This is a genomic window from Prevotella brunnea (genome assembly GCF_008016795.1).
Lineage (GTDB): Bacteria > Bacteroidota > Bacteroidia > Bacteroidales > Bacteroidaceae > Prevotella > Prevotella brunnea.
On sequence record NZ_SDIK01000059.1, the window covers coordinates 12656 to 34929 of the forward strand.

Consider the following 22274-nt stretch of genomic DNA (forward strand, 5'->3'; position numbering starts at 1 on the left):
GCGTGGAACAACCGTTTCTGCCCATACAAGACAAGAAGGCGATGACGAAGACCGAACAACCTAAACGACAAGAATAAAAAACAATTATAAATTATAAGACTCATGAAAGAAGATAGAAAAGAATTGAACCGCAACTTGGCGCAGATGCTCAAAGGCGGTGTTATCATGGATGTTACAACTCCGGAACAGGCACGTATTGCAGAAGCTGCAGGTGCTTGCGCGGTAATGGCTTTGGAGCGTATTCCCGCAGATATTCGCGCTGCAGGCGGTGTTTCCCGCATGAGCGACCCGAAAATGATACGTGGCATCCAAGAGGCAGTGAGCATTCCCGTGATGGCAAAGGTTCGTATCGGACATTTTGTTGAGGCTCAAATTCTTCAGGCAATTGATATTGATTACATCGATGAGAGCGAAGTTCTCTCTCCGGCAGATGATATCTATCATATCGACAAGACACAGTTCGACGTTCCGTTCGTATGTGGCTCCAAAGACCTTGGCGAGGCATTGCGCCGCATTGCTGAAGGTGCTACGATGATTCGCACAAAAGGCGAGCCGGGCACGGGAGACATTATACAGGCGGTGCGCCACATGCGTTTGATTCAAAGCGAGATGCGTCGTCTCACCTCAATGAGCGAGGATGAACTCTATGAAGCTGCAAAACAGTTGCGTGCGCCTTATGATCTCGTGAAATACGTACATGACCACGGAAAACTGCCCGTTGTGAACTTTGCAGCCGGTGGTGTTGCCACACCTGCCGATGCTGCACTGATGATGCAACTGGGAGCTGAAGGCGTGTTCGTGGGTTCCGGTATCTTTAAGTCGGGCAACCCGGAGAAACGCGCGCGTGCCATTGTTCAGGCTGTTACCAATTATAAGGACGCAAAGATGATTGCCAAGCTCAGTGAAGACCTCGGTGAGGCAATGGTAGGCATTAATGAGAATGAAATTGCAGTACTGATGGCAGAAAGAGGTAAATAAACCTCCATCAGGAATTTACATTCACAGCTTTATTTATGAGAATTGCTATTTTGGCACTTCAGGGGGCTTTCGCAGAGCATGAGCAGATGATGCGGAAACTCGGCGTAGAGACCTTTGAGGTAAGACAGGCAGCCGACTGGGAACAGCCCAAAGACGGGCTGATTATTCCCGGTGGCGAGAGTACGGTGATGCTGAAACTCTTGCACGAGCTGAACTTATTTGAACCCATCAAGCGGGACATAGAACGGGGACTGCCGGTTTACGGAACATGTGCCGGACTTATCCTGCTTTCCAAAGAGGTGGAAAACGCCAATACGCCTTACGAGCGTTTCGCAACCATGAACATTCGTACCTGTAGGAATGCTTACGGAAGACAGACGGGCAGTTTCTTCACCACCGCATCCATGAAAGGTATAGCGAAACCTGTGCCAATGACATTCATTCGCGCTCCTTACATTGATAGTGTGGGCGAGGGAGTGGAAGTATTGGCTGAAGTGGATGGACACATCGTGGCAGCCAAGCAGGGCAAACAGTTGGTAACGGCTTTTCATCCGGAGCTGGGCGAAGACACGAGAGTGCACGAACTTTTCATAAACCTTATCACATAATTTTCCCTACCTCTCTGCGTTTCCTCCTTTTCGGGGAGGAGATTGTGGAGAGGCTTCTTTTCTATATTGGGTGGGAGCACAGCCTTTCATCTTCTTGAAAAACTTATTGAACTGCACTTGTGAGGAAAAACCGAAAGTAAAGGCTATCTCCTGAATGTTTTTCGTAGTTCCGGTAAGGTGTGTTTCTATTTCTTTTATGATGTAATCATCGATGAGCTGTTTGGGAGTTCTTCCTGCCACACGTCGCGTAACTTGTGCCAAATAACGAGGAGAAACGTTCAGACGGTTGGCATAAAAACCCACTTCGCCCGTTGCTCGATGATGTACCGCAATCTCATTCATCAACTCGTTGTAGAGTTCTATCATCCGTGCGGAGATGCTCTGATGCGGTAAATGACTGCTGTGGTCGAGCAACCTGCCACCGGAACCTAAGTTGGAATCAGCGGAACGGAGAATAAGCTGACTCACATACTCCAGCGCGTGATCGATGGCTCTCACCATTGGTTCGCCCATGCACAAGGTTACGACAACGGCAGAGGAGAAGGCGCCTCCGGCACCATGGGTAATCCGGTCGATAAATCCGGGACGAGTGTAGAAATGTGCAGTGGACGAACCTCTCTGAACTAACACATCGGTGAGCGACTCTGAGGCGATTACACCGCCTTGAAGCACCACCGATTCGCAGCCCTTGTTCAGCAGTTGTCGAGCCATCTGCTCTAACGCCTCGTTGCTTCTTATTTCATCGCGTTTCAGGATGTGAGATGCACTTTCTTTCTTGATTACCACAATGGTGGCAAGTGGGAAAAGAAGACGTTCCATGGCACCGAACACCTCTTGAGGCATGAGGATGTTTCCCTTACTACTGATGACAACGGCATCGAGTACCACATATCTTGGATGATATTCAAGTAGCACATGTTCCACCACCTGCACTTGTTCCACCGTTCGCAGCATGCCAAGCTTCACACCATCGGGCTGTAAGTCGTTCATGACCGCGCGCATCTGCATTTCCAACACCTCTGCGGGAATATCGTAAAGCTGCCTTATCCCTTCCGTGTCCTGTGCCGTGACGGTGGTAATGGCCGTGGCAGCATATCCGCCGAGCGCGGTAATCGTCTTGATGTCTGCCTGTACCCCCGAGCCACCTGTGCTATCGGAACCGGTGATGGTGAGTATCGTTGTTTTCTTTTCCATGTCGCGATGTTGAAAAATAAGTGTTTGCCAGATGGTTTCTCTCTATTGGTGCATCACCGATGCGATTGTTCGCACAGAGTCATCTTGTTCGTCGGTTTTGAGGTCAGAACATGAGGATGATAATCTTTCTTTCAATAGCATAAGGTCTTGATAATGTTCTCTGCCGGCTTTTCTTCCCATTGACAGCATGTCGGCAATGGCATCGGCATTAAAGCTCAAAACACCGTAATTTCCTAAATCGGGGTTGATATATAAATCTGCCAATTTCCTGTTTTTGTTGTATCTTTGAATATCAGGACGTTCTGCCAGCCATCCGATTATCCCACCCAATCCTTTCAGAAACCAGATGGGCGATTGATATTCTTCTTGTTTGTTTTGTGTTAAATCAATGGCAATCACAATCTCCGCGCCCATTTCTTTTACCACATCCACCGGAAGATTGTTGACCATTCCTCCATCAGCCAACATCATGGAGTCTGTTATCACGGGTTTGAAGATGCCGGGAATCGCCATGCTGGCTCGCATGTTCCGTGCCAAATTGCCGGAAGAGAGCACCACCTCTCTGTACTGTTGCAAATCAAATGTTACGCAACAAAACGGAATGGGCTGAAGAAAGGATGAACTATCGGTGGGAAATGTTGAGGGAAACGATTGGGCATGGCGCGCCACCGGTGAGTTGATTACGAGCGAGTCGAGAAAACTGAGGATGCTGTCGCCATGCAACAATCCGAAACCACTTAACGAGTGTTTACCATTTTTGCGATGAGAAACCGGAATTCCGAAGATATAGGTTATCCCCTCCTTTTCTTCCATCAGTCGTCCACGAGTGGCAGACGAGCCATCTGTCAGCAATGACAACCAGTCTTGCGACCGAAAGAGAGTGTCAAGGTCAGCTGCGCGATAGCCAACGCTGTATAATCCGCCCACAATGGCACCGATACTCGTTCCGGAGATGTAGTCAATGGGAATTCCGGCGTGTTCTATCTCTTTCAACACCCCCACGATAGTCGCGCCTTTGGCACCGCCTCCGCCCAAGACCAATCCCACTTTGGGGCGTTGTGCTTGAGCCGTCAGCAGACAAAGAAACAACAGAAACGATAACACCCTTGTCCTATTCATGTGGCAAAGATACTGCTTTTCAGATGATTAGATAAGCTAAAAAACAATTTTAGCACATTTTTAAGAAGAAAAAGCAGTATCTTTGCAATCCGCTCTTAATCTATTGATAGATTTGGAGAAAAGAATAAGCAACTTTTCATTTGTCGTTTTTATCATGCAGGATTTACGATTTCATCCATTCACGAACAGTTTGTCACCCATGGAACGAGAAAAAGAGAACGAACCCTTCAACAATCCGTTTTTTTACGCTCCATCACCACTTTGCATCGTTGCTGCAAACCAACTCCAATCCTCGCTCCCCGCGTTGTGTGAAGGAAAAATGTTTGGGGTTTTAGTGGTGGAAAAGGATGGTAATCTTGGCTATTTGCAGGCTTATTCCGGACAAATGGAAGGAGTGAACGAGGACGAATTTGTTCCACCGGTGTTTGACTATCTGCAACCGCATGGCTATTTCAAGTCGCGCGAGAAGGAAATATCGGACATCAACCGACAAATCAGCTACATTCATGCTTCTAAAGCCTATCAATTTGCGCGTGAAAGGCTGGATAACTTGAAGCAAGAGGCTGAAAAAGCCATTCGAGTGAAGCGGGAAGCCATGACGATGGCAAAGGCTCTTCGCGACAAAAGGCGCGAAACAGCTCTCCTGTCCGAAGCCGAGAAAAAAGAGATGATAAAGCAAAGTCAGTTTCTGAAGGCTGAGGTGAGAAGAACCAAGAAGGCGTATGCCGAGCTTTTGGAGAAAGCCACTGCCACTGTGTTTGACTTCGAGCGAAGAATCGCGGAGCTAAAAACTCGTCGTAAGTTAATGTCCGACCACCTTCAGAGTTGGCTTTTCTCTCATTTCGTGTTGCGAAATGCCTGTGGCGAGGCGAAAAGTGTCATTGACATCTTTCATGACTATTACAATGGAAAATCCTTCAAAAACAGTTCGTTTCTTGACCCGCCATCGGGAGCCGGCGAATGTTGTGAACCCAAGCTCCTGCACTACGCGTTTTGTCATGGCATGAAGCCACTTAGCATCGCGATGTTCTGGTGGGGAGCATCGCCGAAGACCGAGATAAGGCATCACAAACATTTCTATCCGGCATGCAATGGTAAGTGTAAACCACTGCTAACATGGATGTTGAAGGGCATGAATGTGGAGAATAATCCTTTGGAAAGCAACACTTCACAATCGCTTGATATCATTTATGAAGATGAGTGGCTTGCCATTGTGAACAAACCCTCCGGAATGCTCACCATTCCGGGAAGAACCGGAAGAGAATCGGTGGAAAGTAAGCTGCGCCGAAGATGGGAACTTCGCGATACGCCGGTCATCGTACATCGGCTGGACATGGCAACAAGTGGGCTGCTTGTGGTTGCAAAAGACAAACGAACACATGCCATGTTGCAAGAACAATTCAAAAAACGCACCGTGGGAAAGCGTTATTCTGCCCTCATCTCTCCCTCTTTTCTCACATCGGGATTGTCTCATGAGGGCATCCTGTCCATTCCTCTCCGTCCCGATCCGCTCGATCGTCCCAGACAGGTGGCAGATTTTACCGGTGGGAAAGAAGCCGTAACCCGCTATCGCATCATCGGCATGACAACCATCAACGATTCTCATTTCACGAAAGCCTTGAAGGTGGAACTGACACCCCTTACCGGTCGCACCCACCAGCTTCGTGTTCATTGCGCGCATCCGGATGGTTTGAATGCCCCCATCTTGGGTGATACGCTTTATGGAAAGGCTGCTGACCGCTTATATCTCCATGCGGAGTATTTACGATTCACTCATCCCGCAACAGGAGAATTGAAACAATTTGAAGTTCTTCCACCTTTCTGATGATGGTTAAGCAGCCAACCCTGTCCGCTGGTTATCCGGGCGAGGTTGGCTGCTTGGCTTTTATCGGACTACGATTGAAAAATCAGCATTCGCTCTTGTGCGTCATGATGTTGAGCACCATATCGTCGGTGGCACACATGGCATCCTTTCCGAGGTTGGTAAGGTTTTTAATGGAACGATCCACATCCTTGTCGATAATGCCTTCAGCCTCCGTTACGTGGTGTCCTTCCATCGACATCATGGCAGACAATACGGCAGTGGATACTCCCGATGATATCTTCAGTGCACAACTGGGCTTTGCGCCATCACAAATCATACCGGTAAGGTTGGCAATCATGTTTTTTACCGCATAGCATATATTGGTGTAACTGCCTCCCATCAGATAAGTAATACCGCAACTCGACCCCGTGCTTGCCACGATGCAGCCACAAAGTGCTGATAGCGCACCGAGGTTCTGCTTGATATAGATGGCGGTCAGATGGCTCAATGTCAATGCGCGGATGAGTTCTTCGGGTGTGTTTTCGTTCTCTTTGGCGAACACCACAACCGGGTTGGTGGCGCATATTCCTTGATTTCCCGAACCGCTGTTGCTCATCACCGGAACCATTGCGCCTCCCATGCGGGCATCGCAGGCGGAAGCTGTTTTGGAAATGATGTGGGAATAGATGCTATCGCCAAAGATGCCACGACTTAACGGGCGATCCATGGTTTTCCCCAAACAATGCCCGTAATTGTCTTTCAACGCTTCCGATGCAGCACGCATGTTGTATCGTTTTGCTTCCATGATGAAATTGATTTCATCTAACGGCGTTGTTGTTGCGAAATCCCAAACCATTTTAAGGTTTAGTTCTATATCCTTCTCGCCCTGCTTCTCTTCCGTTTCGGATGTTGTCTGCTTGTTCAGCAGCACTTTTCCGTTTGCTTCCTCGTAAACGAAGTTGGTATGAGAGTGCGAAATCACCGCTGTGGCATTCTTGTCGCCTGCTTCGCACGTGATTTCAACATAGAGTTTTTCGCTAATACCCTCTTTCAGCTTGATGTCAATACGGTTCTCGCCCATGAATTTCTTTCCTTCTTCAAGGCTTTCCGGAGTCAGGTCTTTGATTACTTCAAGTTGATAACTCGATTTTCCGATGAGCGCGCCTAAGGATATGGCGATGGGAAGTCCTATCATGCCCGTACCGGGTATTCCCACGCCCATGGCATTCTTGAGAATGTTGGCTGACAAGTGAGCCTTTATCTTCTCAGGCTTCTCTCCCAACAGTTCTGTGGCACGTGCCGTACAAAGTGCCACTGCCATTGGTTCGGTACATCCCACGGCAGGTACCACCTGTCGGTGCATTAAGTCTATGATTTGCTCACGTATGTTTTTCTCCAGCATATTGTATAAATTAGTAGTTGTGATGCAAATGTACGGAAAATTTAGGGAAAACAACACGGTTTTCCACAAAAAACTTCACGACTTCTTTGCTTCTATCGCTGTAACGGCGTCAGCAAGCTTTTGCATCTTCATTTTCCTGTCTATGGAATAGGTGTCGCTGTGTGCGTCCACGTATTCATAGAGCAGCAATGCCTTGTCCAGCAGCATTGCGCGCAGTGGGTTCACCTTGTATCCTCCTTCAACGTAGAGCAGCTCTGCCAACATTCCCAATCTGCGAATGCGTTCCTCCGGCTTCCATTGCTCTAACGAAAAAGCCACCAACTCTCGTACCGTCATGTTGCGCAATAACTCGTAATCGCCCACATACTGTCGATACAAATCCCTCATTCCTGCATCCCGGTCGTCCTCTTTCTTTTCTAAAAAAAGTGCAACGGCTGCGGTAAACTCTTCAATGATTCTCAGGAAATAATCTTGTCTTATCATATAGCTGCCATATAGTATCGTTGCAAAGATAAGAAAAAAGAGCGAAACCCGAACGTTTTGCCATAGTTTGTCAATTCTTCGGTATTCGATACTTCGCAATTTTGGGCAATGAGTGTTGTACAAGCTGAGTTGGGACGTATAGTCGGTTTACTGCTGCACGCAAGTTGTAAGCAAATCTTCAAAATGGCAGGATGCTCGGAAACAAAAAGCTGCTAAGTGGGAAAATTACCAAGCAGTGGTAATGGCATTACCACTGCTTGGTAATGGTGTTACCGGTGGCTGGTAATGGTATTACCACTGCTTGGTAAAATGATAGCGAAACACTGACGGCTTTCAAAATTATATTCCGGGGGTTAATCATTGCGCAGCATGCCTTCTCCGGTTTTGTAAGGAATGACAGCCGGGAAGATAGAAAGTGTTTTATCGTGGTGTGCCTACAGCCACGAGGAAGACCACCCATGAGAGGATGCCAATGATTAGGCTCAGACCGAATACCGATGAATTGCAAATGAAGAGATTGATTACGAAGACAATAACCGCCAAAAGACCGCTAATGCCTGATGCTACAACCGTGTTTGCTCTTCCCTTGCTCATCTTTATTTTTTCGTTCATGTTTCAAATGTACTGATAATATCTTGAACGGACAATAAATTGTGGTGGAAAAAATCATGTTTCGGAATGAGCGTATGGACGAGATGGTGGGAACGATTGTTAAAACGTAACGTAGGGTTGCAGCCGTTTTATTACATCGGGAGGAAAGTTCTTGAGCAATCTGAGTTGTGAGAGCGATGACAAATTCCCGTTCAGGCGACGATAATCCAAGATGTCGCGCGCCATGTAGAAATTGATGTAAGGATGTCGGCGCAGCTGATTGAGCGATAGTTTGTTAAGATTTAATTTTTGTGTGTGAGGATTTCTCACTTCAAAAAACGGAAGCGACTCTTCCGGAAAATCCTCTATTTCCTTGAGTTGTCCAACGGAAACGTAGCCACCCAACCGTTTTCCGTAACTAACTATTGCACGTGCCCACCCGGAACCTATGCCGGGAACTTTTTTTAGCAAGGTGGTGTCTGCCACAGCAAGATTGATATGCTCGTTCACCTTTATCTTCAACGGATAGCGTATGGTGTCCCGGTCATATTTCTTATAGGGTTGATAAGCATCTTGTGCCTTGTATGCTTCGTATGCCTCGTGTATTCTTTCGCGTTCCGCCAGTTTGTTCTCATGGTATGCTCGGACGCTTGCCAGCGTGAAGGCAGGTTCATAATCATCTCCGATGGTGATGTAGGGTTCTAAGGCTCGGTACTGTTTGCGTGTTAGTCCGTAAATCTTGGCAAAATCCTGCGGAGATCTGAATACGCCTCCTTTCGCACGATATTTGTAAATGTTGCGAATTTGATAAGGTGCCAAGCCCAATCGCTCCAGTTCCTCGCCATTGGCAGTGTTGGGGTCGAACGGAAATGGTTTCACATGCCTGCTTTCCGTGAAGCGATAGGCTTCTTTCGGATTTCCGTTTCTTTCCGATGCGGCACCTCTTTTGAAGTGTGTGTCTTCGTTATCTGCACCACCTATCGTCCGGTTGTTGTCGTTCCCCAACAAATAGACGGCAATGATGACTGCCGCTGCAAGGGAAAGGAGGAAAAGAACAGCCTTTCTGTCCGATTTTTGCAAGTAGAAAAAATCTCGAAAGTTCATCGTTCCGGCGTAAAAGATTATATTTGTGGCAAAAAAAACGGTTTGTCTGCGAATTTATGCTTACTTTTGCAGAAAACCATGTTATACAATATGAAATTGGTTCTTCGTTTCTTGCGCGCGTATCCACTGACCATCTTATTTCTGCTTGTCATTTGGTATCTTTGCTTCATGGATGTTCCGGAAACACCGTTACAGAATGTGGCATTAATTGATAAATGGACACATTGCGCTCTCTATTTGGTGCTTGGCTTGTTGTTCTCCTTTGAGTTCTTGCGCACTCGTCCGAAAGCCTCCTTCCTTCGGCTGCTTCTTTGGATTTGGCTTTTTCCGGTCTGTATGGGTGGACTCATCGAACTGTTGCAAGCCTATTGCACCGGTGGCAGACGTAGTGGGGAATGGATGGATTTCGTGGCGGACGCTATGGGTTCTACCATTGCTTTCCTCATCTGTACTCTTTGGGCAAGGCGTCGCGCCAAAGCTTAAACGGATGAACGCGCAAGTGGGAGTTGTAGAAACGAGAGTCGCCCGTTACCTCCATCCCGATGAACTCAGGGAGATTTAGCGTCTCGTTAGCATCTTTCAGCTCTGCTTCTGCCATCACGAGACCCTCGTTGTCGCCGTAGAACTCATCTATCTCGAAGAGATGCCCTTCGTAATTCACGAGATAACGTCGTTTGTCAATTTTTCCCGGCTCACAAAGCTCCAACAACCGGCGCGCCTCTTCCAATGATATTTCTTTCTCAAACTCGTATCGCGACAATCCACCGTCGAGCGATGCGCCCTTGATGGTGAGATAGGCTTTCTCATCGCGAACGCGAACGCGAACGGTATGCTTGGCGGAAAAATATCCTTGTTGGATGCGACTTGATGAAAAGGCTGCCTTCTTCCAGTCCTTCGACTTGTGAACCAAGAACTTTCTTTCAATCTCCAATCCGCTCATCAGCCAAAAAGGTAGATGGAATATCCGAAGATAACCAATGCCAGTATAAAGAGACTGATAATAATCCATTTAATGACTGTCTTCGCCTGCTTTTCCTGTCGGGCTTCTCGTCTTTGTTTGTATAACTTGCTTTTCTGGCTCATAGTAGTAATATTTTTATTTTTCTATTCCTTTCAACCGTTGAGGTTCACCCCTCTGTGGGAAATTCCATGAGGTATGCCTTGATAAAGTTGTCAATCTTTCCGTCCATAACCCCATCCACATCCGATGTTTGGTAATTGGTGCGATGGTCTTTCACGCGTCTGTCATCGAAAACATAGCTGCGAATTTGGCTCCCCCATTCTATTTTTTTCTTGGAAGCCTCCACTTTTGCTTGTGCTTCCATTTTCTTCTTCATGGCGCGATCGTAGAGTTGAGACTTCAAAAGCTGCATGGCTTTGGCGCGGTTCTTCGGTTGGTCGCGCGTCTCGGTGTTCTCGATGAGTATCTCTTCTTGCTCTCCGGTGTCAGGGTCTTCGTATTGATAGCGCAGACGCACACCCGATTCCACCTTGTTCACGTTCTGCCCGCCGGCTCCTCCCGACCGGAACGTATCCCAACTGACGCGTGCCGGATCAACATATACCTCGATGGTGTCATCAATCAATGGTGAGACGAATACGCTGGCAAAGCTCGTCATGCGCTTTCCTTGGGCGTTGAACGGGCTGACGCGTACCAAACGATGCACGCCGTTTTCGCTTTTTAGGAAACCGTAGGCATATTCTCCGCCTTCGAACTTCATTGTTACGCTCTTGATGCCTGCCTCGTCGCCGTCTTGAATGTCAGAAATGGTAACTTTATAGCCGTGTGCCTCGCCATAACGCATATACATTCGCATGAGCATTGATGCCCAATCTTGGCTTTCAGTGCCTCCTGCTCCGGAATTGATTTTCATTACACATTCCATTGGATCTTCCTTTTGTCGGAGCATGTTCATCAATTCCAGCTTCTCGATGGAGGAAACCACTTCGGAATAGTTGTCATCCACCTCTTCTTCGGTAACGAGACTATCCTTGTGGAACTCAAAAGCCAGTTGCAACTCGTCAGCCTGTGTTCGCACATTCTCGTAGCCTTTGAGCCACTTCTCAATGTTCTTCACCTTCTTCATCTGTTCTTGTGCTCTTTCGGCATCTTCCCAGAAGTCAGGAGCTTGGGTTCGGAGTTGTTCCTCCTCAAATTCTATCTTTCGTTGGTCAATATTCAGATAATGATGCAGAGCTTTTACGCGCTCCAATACATCTTTAAGTTGATCGGCTGTTATCACTTCTTTCCTTTTTGTTTCTAATCAAATATGTGTCCGTTACTCCTCATACATCTTGTCAATGATGTCCTTGAAGTTTTTGTATATGACCGGACGTTTCAGTTTCAACGTGTTGGTCAGTTCTCCGGTCTCCATGGAAAAATGATGTGGCAGCAACGTAAACTTCTTCACTTGTTCGTAAGGGGCAAGGCGTTGCTGAAGGGTTTCTATGCGCTCCCTGTACATTTTTACCACACGTGGGTTGTGACAGAGGTCTTCGCGATGTTCGAAGGCGATACCTTCCTCGGTTGCCCATTCTTCTAAGACACGGAACTCCGGAACGACCAGCGCGGAGACGAATTTGCGTTGGTCGGCTATCACCACTGCTTGGTCAATGAATTTATCTACCAACAACATGCCTTCCATCATCTGTGGAGCAATGTATTTTCCATTGGAAGTCTTGAACAGGTCTTTTATGCGTTCTTTCAGGAAAAGCTCGCCGTCTTTCAGATAGCCGGCATCGCCCGTATGGAAAAAACCATCCTTATCGAAAGCCGTTTCGTTGATATGCTCTCTTCGGAAATAGCCGGGAGTAATCGTAGGACCCTTGAGTAGTATCTCATCGTCTGCTCCTATCTTCACCTCGATGCTGTCAATGGGGCGTCCCACGGAACCGATGGTATAAGGTTTTCCCTTGTGGTCGCAACTAACTGTTGCCAAACTTTCCGTTAGTCCGTAGCCCACAACCATCGGTATGTCGATGGCATGAACGAACTCCTCCACTTCCGGCGAGACGTAAGCTCCGGCAGTTGGGAAAATATTGGGATTCAGCAGCCCCAATTCCTTTCGGACAAGGCTGAGAATGGTCTTGTTCACCATCCTGTATTCCAGTTCCAGGGCAAGGGGTACACGCTTACCGCGACTGATGTACGTGATGTTTCGTTTGCGTCCTATCTCCAATGCTCTTTTAAATACTTTTCGCTGCAAAAGGGTAGCATGGTCAATCTTTTCCTTTACGGCAATATAAACTTTCTCCCAGAAGCGAGGTACGGCTGCCATGCAGGTGGGATGCGTCTCGCGCATGCTGTCTTGGATTTCTCGGGGATAAGTGTTCACAATCAGCTCGCCCCCAACCGCCAACACCAAATATGCCCATGCTTTTTCAAAGATGTGGGCGAAGGGGAGGAAGTTGATTACTCTGTCTTTTGAAGTTACGGGAACACAACGCGTATTGGCTTCTACCGCCGACAGGTACATATGATGGGTGAGGATGACGCCTTTGCTTTCGCCGGTGGTGCCACTGGTATAGAGGATGTTGCAGATGTCTTCGGGTGTGGCTTCTTTCCATAAATTTTCCACTTCTGATTGTCGGGGGAACTGATCTCCCAACTTTAAGAAATCCTCAAAGAAAAGTGCGTGGGGATCGTGGGAACTAATCCTGACACTGGGGTCGAAAATAACAATCCGTTCTAATGACGGGCAGAGTGCAAAGATGCGGTGAGCCTTGTTGTATTGTTCCTGTTCGCCAACAAATAAATAGCGCACGCCGGCATCTTGAACCATGTATTGTATCTGCTGTTCCGAGCTGGTGGCATAAAAGGGGATGGTGATAACCCTCACTCCGTAGGCCCCAAAGTCGGTGTAAAGATATTGAATGCAGTTCTGCGAGAAGATTGCGATTTTCTCTTGTGGCTTTAGCCCTAAATTAAGGAGTGCGTTCGATACTTGTTTCACGCGGAGTGAAAACTGATTCCACGACACGGACTTCCATTTCAGACTGCCGAAGTTGCGAAAGGTGAGAGCCGGTTTGGCTCCATGTTTCTTCGCTTGTTCGTGAATTAGGGTTGAAAAATGACACACTGACTGCATACTTATCTCGTTTTATTTTATGCAAAAATACTCATTTATCGGCAAAAGAAGAAATAATTTGCAAAATATATTCCTCCGATTCTCCGGAAACGACCTTTCAATCTTGTTCAAAATCACACAAAAAAGGGAATAAGGGTCGTCTCGGTGAACAATTTGCAATCGGTTTTCTTGATGGTTAATATTTGTAAAGATTCAATGATGGAAAGCCTTTGTTTTTCGTTGAGTTTTCTCTCGATGGGTGTCTTCAAGACTGTGTTTGCGCTTTCCCATTTTACTCAATCCGTCATGAAGTACATGAATATGCGAGAATATTTCCTAAATATAACAAAAAATCCTTTCAAGAGTTCAGCTTTTGCGTTTCGTTTGTTGAGCTTTTGCCACGTGAAAGCTTAGCTATTGCGATTTGAAAGCTTAGCTTTTGCATGTTGAAATTTTATGCGTTTTTATATATTATTGATAGTCAGCGATTTAATAAAAATGCCAATGCTTCGCATATTCTCTGCCATCGGAAACCTTTTTGTGAATAATCAATCCTCTGGGTTAATGAACGTGAAAGTTTCCTTCGTATTGAAAACAAGTACCGGTCAATGGCATGAGTATCGACCGCTTTGGGAATAACCTGCTACTTTGAAGACACAAAGTCATGCTTTGCCCGCACAAAGGCTTTGCTCAGAGCCGGTACGTTGGTTCAGAGCAAAGCCTATAGCCCGGCAGTCCGTCCATATTCCAGTAGCTATATCACAACAAAGGTGGCTAATATTAGATGCTTACATTGCAAAAGGTAAGCTTTTGAAGAGTGAAAGCTAAGCTTTGTATAGACAGAATGAGAATAATTTAGAGTGCTATTGAAAAAATATGCGTGTCGATTTTATTTTTCTTTAAAAAAGTTTGGTCAATTAAAAAAAACACCATATCTTTGCACACGCTTAAAAGGAAAAAGCAAAATCCTGCTTCAGTAGCTCAGTTGGTTAGAGCACCTGACTGTTAATCAGGGGGTCGTTGGTTCAAGCCCATCCTGGAGCGCACAGACGGAAGTCCGAACAAAAAGGGCTTCCGTTTTTTTTTTGATGGGAATCTGAAAGGGTTATTCCCAATACAGTCATTTGGAAAATAAATTATCGGGATTGCTCCATTGACCCTCTGAAAAGGACTCTGTCGTTGTACGCCGCCGGCTTTTGTCTTTGTCGGACGGATAAACACAACTATAAAAATCTAAGTTTAGCCTTCCAAACATCCATTACATCTTTCTTCCATGCCAAATAGATTAATATTAATAAGGTGAAACGATCCATCTCGTGCATTTGAAACTAAGTCCGTGTTCAACTTTTGTGTGTTTTTTTTAATGATTTTTACAAAGTGTCAGCAAATAATCGGAAATAGGCTTATTTGGTAAGTGTCAAGCCGATGAAAAGCCATGTTTCTTGTTTTCTTCGTTTACATTGTGCAGTATATTGTTGCATAATTCTTATTTATTCTCGTTTATTTAAGTGAGAAGTTGCAATTTGTGGTGCCTTTAATAAAATAAAGTATAATAAAAGGATGATAGAAATGAAATGATTATTATTTAGTGCATATTTTTGCACTTTTAATCCATAAAGAAGAAATAAGTGTTAATAAACGTAAATATGATGCTTTTTCATTTGAAAATATATCTTTTGTCAGGATTATTGTATTATATTTGCAGTAGTTAATAAAGTAAAATGCACAATCAGACGGTATGACTTCGATGTAATAAGCATTTGAACGTACCGGATAAAGAGAGGAAATCTTTCACTTAAACATAATTTAAATAGTAATTTTATGGAAAAAAGACTAACAATGTTTCTCGCATGCCTGTTCCTAAGTTTAGGGATAGCTATGGCACAAACACAGATTAGCGGTACTGTGATTTCTGCAGACGACAGTCAGCCCATTATCGGTGCTTCCGTGATGGTTGAGGGAACTAAAAACGGTACCGCTACCGATCTTGACGGTAAGTTTACTTTGAGCGTACCCAAGGGTGCGAAACTCGTAGTTTCTTACATTGGTATGGTAACCCAGACCGTATCCGCAAGCAACAACATGATTATCAAGTTGGCAAGTGTGGGTAGCGATCTTGACGAAGTCCTCGTCGTAGCTTATGGTACGGTGAAGAAATCAACCTATACCGGTGCTGCCACCAACATCGACTCGAAGAAGTTAGAGAAGGTGCAGGCAGCCGATGCCTCCAAAGCTTTGGAAGGTATGGTAGCCGGTTTGTCCGTAACCTCTCCTTCCGGTCGTGCAGGTCAGGGAACAACGATGCGTATTCGCGGTATCGGTTCTTTGAATGCTTCCAGTGCACCGCTCGTTATTTTGGATGGTGCTCCTTATGATGGTGAAATCAATGCCATCAATACAAAGGATATCGAGAGCATCAACGTCTTGAAGGACGCTGCTTCCGCTGCTTTGTATGGTGCTCGTGGTGCCAACGGTGTAATCTTGATTACTACGAAGAGTGGTAACAAGGGTCGTGTACAGGTATCTTTCGATGCTCGCATTGGTACAAACAAGCGTGCCGTTCCGGAGTATGACATCATCCGCGATCCGGGCTTGTATTACAAACTGACATGGGAAGCTTTGAAGAACTCTGTTACTTACATTGATGATCCTGAGGCTAATCCCGCTCAGTGGGCTTCCGACAACTTGATTGGAGAATTGGGTTACAATATTTACAAAACTCCTGACAATCAGGTGGTTGATGCGAACGGCAATCTTACCACTGCTCCCATCCGCTACGAAGACGCAAGCAACTTCAACGATTGGGATGGTGTTTTGTACGACCCGAGAACCCGTGAGGAATACAACCTCAGCGTAACGAAGGGTAGTGAAAAATCTAAGGTTTACTTCTCTTTGGGTTATTTGAATGACCGCGGTTTCAACATGAATACCGGTTTCGAGCGTCTGACCAACCGTATGTCTTATGATGCTGACATCACCGATTGGTTGAGAATTTCTGCTTCCTCACAATTTGCTAAGACCAATGCTCGCAATGCGGCTGACGAGAGTAACAACTATAGCAATGCTTTCATGTGGAGTCGTATGATTGCTCCTATCTATCCTATCTATAAGCACGATGCTGATGGTAAGATTTTGCGCGATGCAAATGGAGAGGGTATTTATGATGATTCGCAAAGCCGTCTCTATGCAGGTGGTATGAACCTCATCAAGCAAAACCTACTCAATGTACAGAAGAATACCAATTACTACCTCACCGAGAACGCACGCATCGACGTGAAGCTGCCTTACAACTTCAAGTTCAGCACAACTGCAACATTCAATGGCAACTGGTGGCGTTGGACTAATTTGGTGAATCCACTCGTGGGTGATGGTCAGGCATACGGCGGTATCCTCAATAAGGAAGTAAACCAATCGTTGTCAACCAACTGGAACCAAATCTTGAATTGGGATCGGACATTCAACGACTTAACAATCCATGCCATGTTGGGTCATGAATACTTCTCACAGAGATGGAACTTCATGTCTGGCGAAAAGAAAGGTCTTCTCGACCCGACTCTGCCGGAATTCCGTTCAGCAGCTTCCATTTCCGATTTGGACTCTTTTTCTCGCGAATACAAGGTAGAAGGTTTCTTCGGACAGGTAACAGCCGATTATATGGACAAGTACTATGCTTCTGCTTCTCTGCGTCGTGATGGTTCTTCCGTATTCCATCCGGATCACCGCTGGGGTACATTCTGGAGCGTGGGCGCATCTTGGCGTATCAACCAAGAAGACTTCCTAAAGGATGTCAAGGCCATTCAGAACTTGAAGCTGCGTGTCAGCTATGGTGTTCAAGGTAACGACTATCTCTACTTGCCGGGCTCATCGGTAAGAGCTTATACTCCGTACACCAACCTTTATCGAATTTCCTCTACAGGTACGGAAAGTGTTTATGGACCTGTCTATAAAGGTAACAGAGAAATCACTTGGGAGAAGAACAACAACTTGGACGTAGGTCTTGAATTCTCATTCTGGAAGGGTGCCATTGCCGGTGAACTCGACTTCTTTACTCGTCGTACATCAGACATGCTCTTCAACCTCCCGATACCTTCAACAACAGGTTTCGATACAGAACCCGTAAACTTCGGTAACATGAGAAACACTGGTTTCGAGTTTAGCCTCTCTTCTAATGTTTACAACGATGAGCACATCAACGTGAATGTAGGCGTAAATGGTATCACTTATAAAAACAAGATTACCAAACTGCCTGAGAAGTTCAAAGAAGATGGTATCACTTCTGGTTGGCGCATTATGAAAGAGGGTGGCGGCATCTACGATTACTATATGGTGAAATCTGCCGGCGTTAATCCTGAGAATGGTGAACAACTTTACTGGATTTGGAACGACAAGAAAAAACAGTTCGAGAAAGTAGGTGGAGCTAAATATGACAGCGGTTTGAAGAACAGACAATTTGTGGGCTCCTCTTTGCCTAAATTGACAGGTGGCTTCTACATCAACGCTGCGGCTTACGGTTTCGACTTCTCCATGCAGTTCGCTTATCGTATCGGTGGAAAGGTTTATGACGCCAACTACGCTGGTTTGATGTCAGCCGGAACTCCGGGTACTAACTGGCACATGGATATTCTCAATCGTTGGACTCCGGAGAACAAAAACACCGACGTTCCACGTTTGCAGAGCAGCACACAAAAACTAACTGAAGCTACTGACCGTTTCATCATTGATGGCTCTTACCTCAGCTTGAACAACCTCACATTAGGTTACACGTTGCCAAAGAGCGTCTTGAATAAAGTGGGTATTCAGGGACTTCGCCTTTACTTTGCTGCCGACAACCTCGGTTTGTGGTCTAAGAGAAAAGGTCTTGACCCACGTGTTTCACTCAACGGTACACAAAATGTCAGTGTAAACAGTGCGGTACGTGCCCTCTCGTTTGGTATCAACCTGAATTTATAAAAATCAGTTTAATAAACGATTATAAAATATAAGAAATATGAAGAATTATATAAAAGTTGCAGCTGCACTCGCATTCACGTTTGGTTTGGCAGGGTGCGACCTCGATCCTGTGGTAACGGATAACGTAACTCAGGAACGTCACGACGAGTTGATTGGCAACCCGGAAACACAGCCGAAGGTAGCAAAAGCTGCTCTGGCAAATGTATATTCCATTTTCCAGGACTATTATTCCAGCCATGATGATTTCGGCTTGAAAGCTTTCCACATCGCTACCGATTTGATGTGCGAAGACGTTGCATATCAGAATTGGAACTGGTTTCAATTCGACTATCAGATTGATAACCGCATGGAGAATTATCGCCGTACCAGATCCACATGGGGACAGTTCTATGGCATTATCGCGAAAGTGAATCTCCACTTGGAAACTTACTTTGCTCAGGAATCCGACGATCCCGAAGTGATGGCATCTAAGGGTGAGGCACTTGCTCTACGTGGTATCGCTTACTTCCATTTGGTAAACTTCTATCAGCATACCTATAAAGGTCATGAGAATGCGCCGGGTGTTCCTCTCGCATTGAAATCAACTGATGAGAACCTTCCTCGTGCTACCGTGAAAGATGTTTACGCACAAATCATTAAGGATCTGACATACGCTGTTGATCACTGCCATAACACCGGTGTTCGCACGGATGTAGATCGCTCTGTGGCTGCTGCTTACTTGGCAAAGGCTTATGCTCAGATGGAAGATTGGAAAAATGTTAAGACCTACGCTGTAATCGCACAAGAAGGTGGTTCCGATAAGGTTACAGAGCCGGCTCGCGGTTGGGACATTGGTCAGCCTGACATCTTGTGGGGTTATGACATCAACTCTCAGAACTCTACGCTGTGGGCATCATATTGGAGTCACATGGATCATTTCCTCTCCAGAGGTTATGCTGCCGGTGGTAAGACCAAGCTCATCTACAACTATCTGTACAACCAGATTCCTAAGAGCGACTCTCGCAGAAAGCTTTGGATTGACAAGGAAGCATTGCCGGAAGTAGCGATGCAGATGATCGCACAGACTCACAACTCTGGTATGAAAAAAATAGATGATCTTGATAATTTCGAGCAAGTGAAGTTTATTGCAGGTGAGGCAGGTATGGAACAAGATTATTGCTTCATCCGCGTTCAGGATCCTATTTTGCTTGAAATCGAAGCATTGGTAGAATTAGGAGAGTTAGGTGATGCACAAACCAAGCTCACTGCTTTTGCCAGCAAGCGAAATCCTGAGTTTAAAGCTCCCGCAACACAGGATGAGCTTCGCAAGGAGATTCGTTTCCAACGCCGCATAGAGCTTTGGGGTGAGGGTACAAACTGGTTCGACATGAAGCGCTGGAAGGAAACCATCGACCGTACCAAGGGTTACACGATTAAGGATAAGGATGGTAAGGACGTTCAGGTTGTTTCCAACCACAAGGAATCTGCAAGAAAGGTAATGCGAACGGACGATAAGGACTTCTTGCATAAACTTCCGATTAAGGAAATCAATGCCAACAAGAATTTGGTACAGAATCCATAAATCTCTGAGTTGTTTTTAATTATCATGCACTAAGCATTTCTTAGCATGTAGAAAATGGGCTGCATCCCTATGAAAGGAATGCAGCCTTTTTATGTCTTATCAGCATACTGCGATTTTATCGTAAGTATCCAATCTTAGTCGCTTTTGTGAAGAATATCGTAAGCATCCAATATTAGCCGCTTACGAAATAAAAAGAAACAGGAGTTAAATACCGGTGGAACGGTGTTTAACCCCTGTTTAATTCAGCTCAGCTGTTGATAGTTCTGTTTATTAGTTTATCAAACTTACTGAGCTGTTGATAGTTCTGTTTATTAGTTTATCAAACTTATTGAGCTGTTGATAGTTCTGTTTATTATTTTATCAAACTTACTGAGCGTTTGATGAACTTATCCAGCGCAGCCCCTTTCAGCATGCCATTTTGCAATAGGGCAAGATCTATAAGTTGGTGAATCGATTCGTTTTCTTTGGCATAGTTAGAGATTATCGTTCTCTTTTCATCTTTTTTCTGTGCGATGGAGCTTTCCGTTTTCTTGAGGTCTTCTTTTTCCTCGTTTGTTATTTCTTCCGGCTTCTTCTTCCCTTGTTCTTGTCGAAGTACTGCCAATCGTGCTTGCAAACCTTTTATCTCACCGATTATCGGTTTGAGGTTGTCGTTTGTGTTCTTGTCGCTTTCTTCCAAAATCTTTTTAACGAGTGAATGGTCCGAGTTCAAAACAAGTGTATAGTTATCGGGCATCTGAGCATAGAAAGCCATTCCTTGTTGGAATTTGCTCATCTCTTTCATTCTGCGCATATATTCATTTTGGGTAATGACAAGCGGTTGTGCCTGTTCTCCCAATGCTTGTACATCAACCATAAACTCTGTTTTCTTCATGTTAGGCATCTGTGTTTGGAAAGTCTCTACCAGCAAATCGCGTTGATTTTCGTTTAAGGTTTGTTTGGGGGTGTCTTCTTTGGCGATAATTCTGTCTATCACATCAGAATCTACTCGGACAAAACGCGATTTCTCGAATTTTTGCTCGAGCATGGAAAAAGTAGGTACATCAAGTTGTCCGTCAGCAATGATAACCGAATAGCCTTTTTCTTTTGCTGCTTCTATGTAAGAGAATTGCTCCTCTTTCTCTGTCGAGTAAAGATAGATGAGCGTATCGTCTTTGTCTTTCTGGTTATCTTTGATGAGGCTCTTGTATTCTTCAAAGGTAAAATGCTTGCCATCGACATCTGTGAAGAGCGAAAAGTCTTTGGCACGGTCATAGAAATCGTTTTCCGACAACATACCATAGTTCACAAAGAGTTTCAAGTCGTTCCATTTCTCTTCGTATTCTTTTCTATTTTCCTTGAAGATACTGTTGAGGCGGTCTGATACTTTCTTCGTTATGTAAGAAGAAATTTTCTTTACGTTGGCATCGCTTTGTAAATAGCTGCGACTCACGTTTAAGGGGATGTCCGGCGAATCGATCACCCCATGCAGCAGAGTGAGAAATTCCGGTACGATACCTTCCACCTGATCGGTAACAAATACTTGATTGGAAAAGAGTTTTATCTTGTTACGTTGCAATTCGATGTTGTTTTTAACGCGGGGGAAGTATAAAATACCGGTTAAATTGAACGGATAGTCCACGTTGAGATGAATCCAGAACAATGGCTCATCGTTCATTGGGAACAATGTGCGATAAAAGCTTTTGTAGTCTTCGTCTTTAATGTTTGATGGCGTTTTGGTCCATAGAGGCTCTACATTATTTATAATGTTATCTTCATCAGTTTCAACGTTTTTGCCATCCTTCCATTCCGTTTTCTTGCCAAACACGATAGGCACGGTCATGAATTTGCAATATTTGTTCAGCAGACTTTCTATTTTTTGTTTTTGTAGAAACTCTTTGCAGTCATCATCAATATGAAGGATGATGTCTGTTCCTCGTTCTTCTTTATTCGTTTCTTCCAACGAAAACTCCGGACTGCCGTCGCAGCTCCATTTTACAGCTTTTGCGTCTTCCTTATAACTCTTTGTGAGTATTTCTACTTTCTTTGAGACCATGAAAGCCGAGTAAAAGCCAAGTCCGAAATGACCAATAATAGCTTCAGCCTTGTCCTTATATTTATCAAGAAAGTCCGTTACGCCTGAGAAAGCAATCTGATTAATATATTTATCTATTTCTTCGGCATCCATACCGATACCATTGTCGCGAACGGTGAGTGTGCCCTCCTTTTCATCGACGATTATGCTAATTTTCAGATGATCTGTCTTGTCTTTGAAATCTCCGGTGATAGCAAGTGTCTTTAGTTTTCGAGTTGCATCAACGGCATTTGAAACGAGTTCACGCAGAAAGATTTCATGATCTGAATAAAGAAATTTCTTGATAACAGGAAAGATGTTTTCTGTTGTTACGCCAATTTTACCTTTTTGCATAGTTTA

16 protein-coding genes and 1 tRNA gene are annotated in these 22274 nt (G+C 45.2%); 7 read left to right on the top strand and 10 right to left on the bottom strand.

Going from position 1 to position 22274, the window contains the following annotated elements; genetic code table 11:
* Window positions 1-102 precede the first annotated feature (102 nt).
* Together pdxS and pdxT are read left to right on the top strand one after the other, a co-directional pair.
* A complete protein-coding gene (gene pdxS / locus ETF27_RS08275; protein WP_130830606.1) occupies window positions 103-978 on the top strand; it encodes a pyridoxal 5'-phosphate synthase lyase subunit PdxS in 876 nt (291 codons plus the stop codon).
* A gap of 35 nt (window positions 979-1013) precedes the next feature.
* On the top strand, window positions 1014-1586 hold the full coding sequence (pdxT, locus tag ETF27_RS08280) for a pyridoxal 5'-phosphate synthase glutaminase subunit PdxT (protein ID WP_130830605.1): 573 nt from the start codon (window positions 1014-1016) through the stop codon (window positions 1584-1586).
* A gap of 6 nt (window positions 1587-1592) precedes the next feature.
* On the opposite strand, the gene ETF27_RS08285 is transcribed toward pdxT, so the two are convergent.
* Together ETF27_RS08285 and ETF27_RS08290 are read right to left on the bottom strand one after the other, a co-directional pair.
* The gene (locus ETF27_RS08285) at window positions 1593-2780 is read right to left on the bottom strand and encodes a bifunctional hydroxymethylpyrimidine kinase/phosphomethylpyrimidine kinase (protein ID WP_130830604.1); all 1188 of its coding nucleotides are present in this window, start codon (window positions 2778-2780) and stop codon (window positions 1593-1595) included.
* 42 nt (window positions 2781-2822) lie between these two features.
* Entirely contained in the window at window positions 2823-3899 is a 1077-nt protein-coding gene (locus tag ETF27_RS08290; protein ID WP_130830603.1) for a patatin-like phospholipase family protein, read from the bottom strand.
* A 199-nt stretch (window positions 3900-4098) separates the two neighbouring features.
* Between ETF27_RS08290 and ETF27_RS08295 the strand changes: the two genes are divergently transcribed.
* The gene (locus ETF27_RS08295) at window positions 4099-5724 is read left to right on the top strand and encodes an RluA family pseudouridine synthase (RefSeq protein WP_240048162.1); all 1626 of its coding nucleotides are present in this window, start codon (window positions 4099-4101) and stop codon (window positions 5722-5724) included.
* Between the two features lie 82 nt (window positions 5725-5806).
* On the opposite strand, the gene ETF27_RS08300 is transcribed toward ETF27_RS08295, so the two are convergent.
* The 4 genes from ETF27_RS08300 to ETF27_RS08315 all read right to left on the bottom strand — a co-directional run bounded on the left by ETF27_RS08300 (window position 5807) and on the right by ETF27_RS08315 (window position 9283).
* Complete coding sequence (locus ETF27_RS08300) at window positions 5807-7105, bottom strand: L-cysteine desulfidase family protein (protein WP_130830602.1); 1299 nt, start codon at window positions 7103-7105, stop codon at window positions 5807-5809.
* Window positions 7106-7180: 75 nt separating this feature from the next.
* Entirely contained in the window at window positions 7181-7588 is a 408-nt protein-coding gene (locus ETF27_RS08305) for a P-loop NTPase family protein (RefSeq protein ID WP_130830601.1), read from the bottom strand.
* Window positions 7589-8008: 420 nt separating this feature from the next.
* Window positions 8009-8200 (bottom strand): hypothetical protein, encoded by a 192-nt coding sequence (locus ETF27_RS08310; protein WP_130830600.1) that lies wholly within the window; start codon window positions 8198-8200, stop codon window positions 8009-8011.
* Between the two features lie 99 nt (window positions 8201-8299).
* Window positions 8300-9283, bottom strand: a complete 984-nt coding sequence (locus ETF27_RS08315; protein ID WP_130830599.1) for a helix-hairpin-helix domain-containing protein — start codon at window positions 9281-9283, stop codon at window positions 8300-8302.
* A 90-nt stretch (window positions 9284-9373) separates the two neighbouring features.
* Between ETF27_RS08315 and ETF27_RS08320 the strand changes: the two genes are divergently transcribed.
* A complete protein-coding gene (locus tag ETF27_RS08320; RefSeq protein ID WP_130830598.1) occupies window positions 9374-9766 on the top strand; it encodes a VanZ family protein in 393 nt (130 codons plus the stop codon).
* On the opposite strand, the gene ETF27_RS08325 is transcribed toward ETF27_RS08320, so the two are convergent.
* The 3 genes from ETF27_RS08325 to ETF27_RS08335 all read right to left on the bottom strand — a co-directional run bounded on the left by ETF27_RS08325 (window position 9726) and on the right by ETF27_RS08335 (window position 13371).
* Window positions 9726-10223 carry a CYTH domain-containing protein gene (locus tag ETF27_RS08325; protein WP_130830669.1) on the bottom strand — a complete coding sequence of 166 codons (498 nt, stop codon included), beginning with the start codon at window positions 10221-10223 and terminating at the stop codon, window positions 9726-9728. The genes ETF27_RS08320 and ETF27_RS08325 overlap by 41 nt on opposite strands.
* A 187-nt stretch (window positions 10224-10410) precedes the next feature.
* The gene (prfB, locus tag ETF27_RS08330; RefSeq protein WP_130830597.1) at window positions 10411-11526 is read right to left on the bottom strand and encodes a peptide chain release factor 2; all 1116 of its coding nucleotides are present in this window, start codon (window positions 11524-11526) and stop codon (window positions 10411-10413) included.
* Between the two features lie 36 nt (window positions 11527-11562).
* Window positions 11563-13371 (bottom strand): AMP-dependent synthetase/ligase, encoded by a 1809-nt coding sequence (locus tag ETF27_RS08335; protein ID WP_147785706.1) that lies wholly within the window; start codon window positions 13369-13371, stop codon window positions 11563-11565.
* Between the two features lie 949 nt (window positions 13372-14320).
* Here ETF27_RS08335 and ETF27_RS08340 point away from each other — a divergent pair.
* From ETF27_RS08340 to ETF27_RS08350, 3 genes are all read left to right on the top strand, one after another.
* Window positions 14321-14394, top strand: a tRNA-Asn gene (locus ETF27_RS08340).
* Window positions 14395-15171: 777 nt separating this feature from the next.
* Window positions 15172-18300 carry a SusC/RagA family TonB-linked outer membrane protein gene (locus ETF27_RS08345; protein WP_147785707.1) on the top strand — a complete coding sequence of 1043 codons (3129 nt, stop codon included), beginning with the start codon at window positions 15172-15174 and terminating at the stop codon, window positions 18298-18300.
* Between the two features lie 37 nt (window positions 18301-18337).
* Complete coding sequence (locus tag ETF27_RS08350; protein ID WP_147785708.1) at window positions 18338-19861, top strand: RagB/SusD family nutrient uptake outer membrane protein; 1524 nt, start codon at window positions 18338-18340, stop codon at window positions 19859-19861.
* Window positions 19862-20213: 352 nt separating this feature from the next.
* Here the strand turns inward: ETF27_RS08350 and htpG are convergent, their stop codons facing one another.
* Window positions 20214-22268, bottom strand: a complete 2055-nt coding sequence (gene htpG, locus ETF27_RS08355; protein ID WP_130830593.1) for a molecular chaperone HtpG — start codon at window positions 22266-22268, stop codon at window positions 20214-20216.
* Window positions 22269-22274 lie beyond the last annotated feature (6 nt).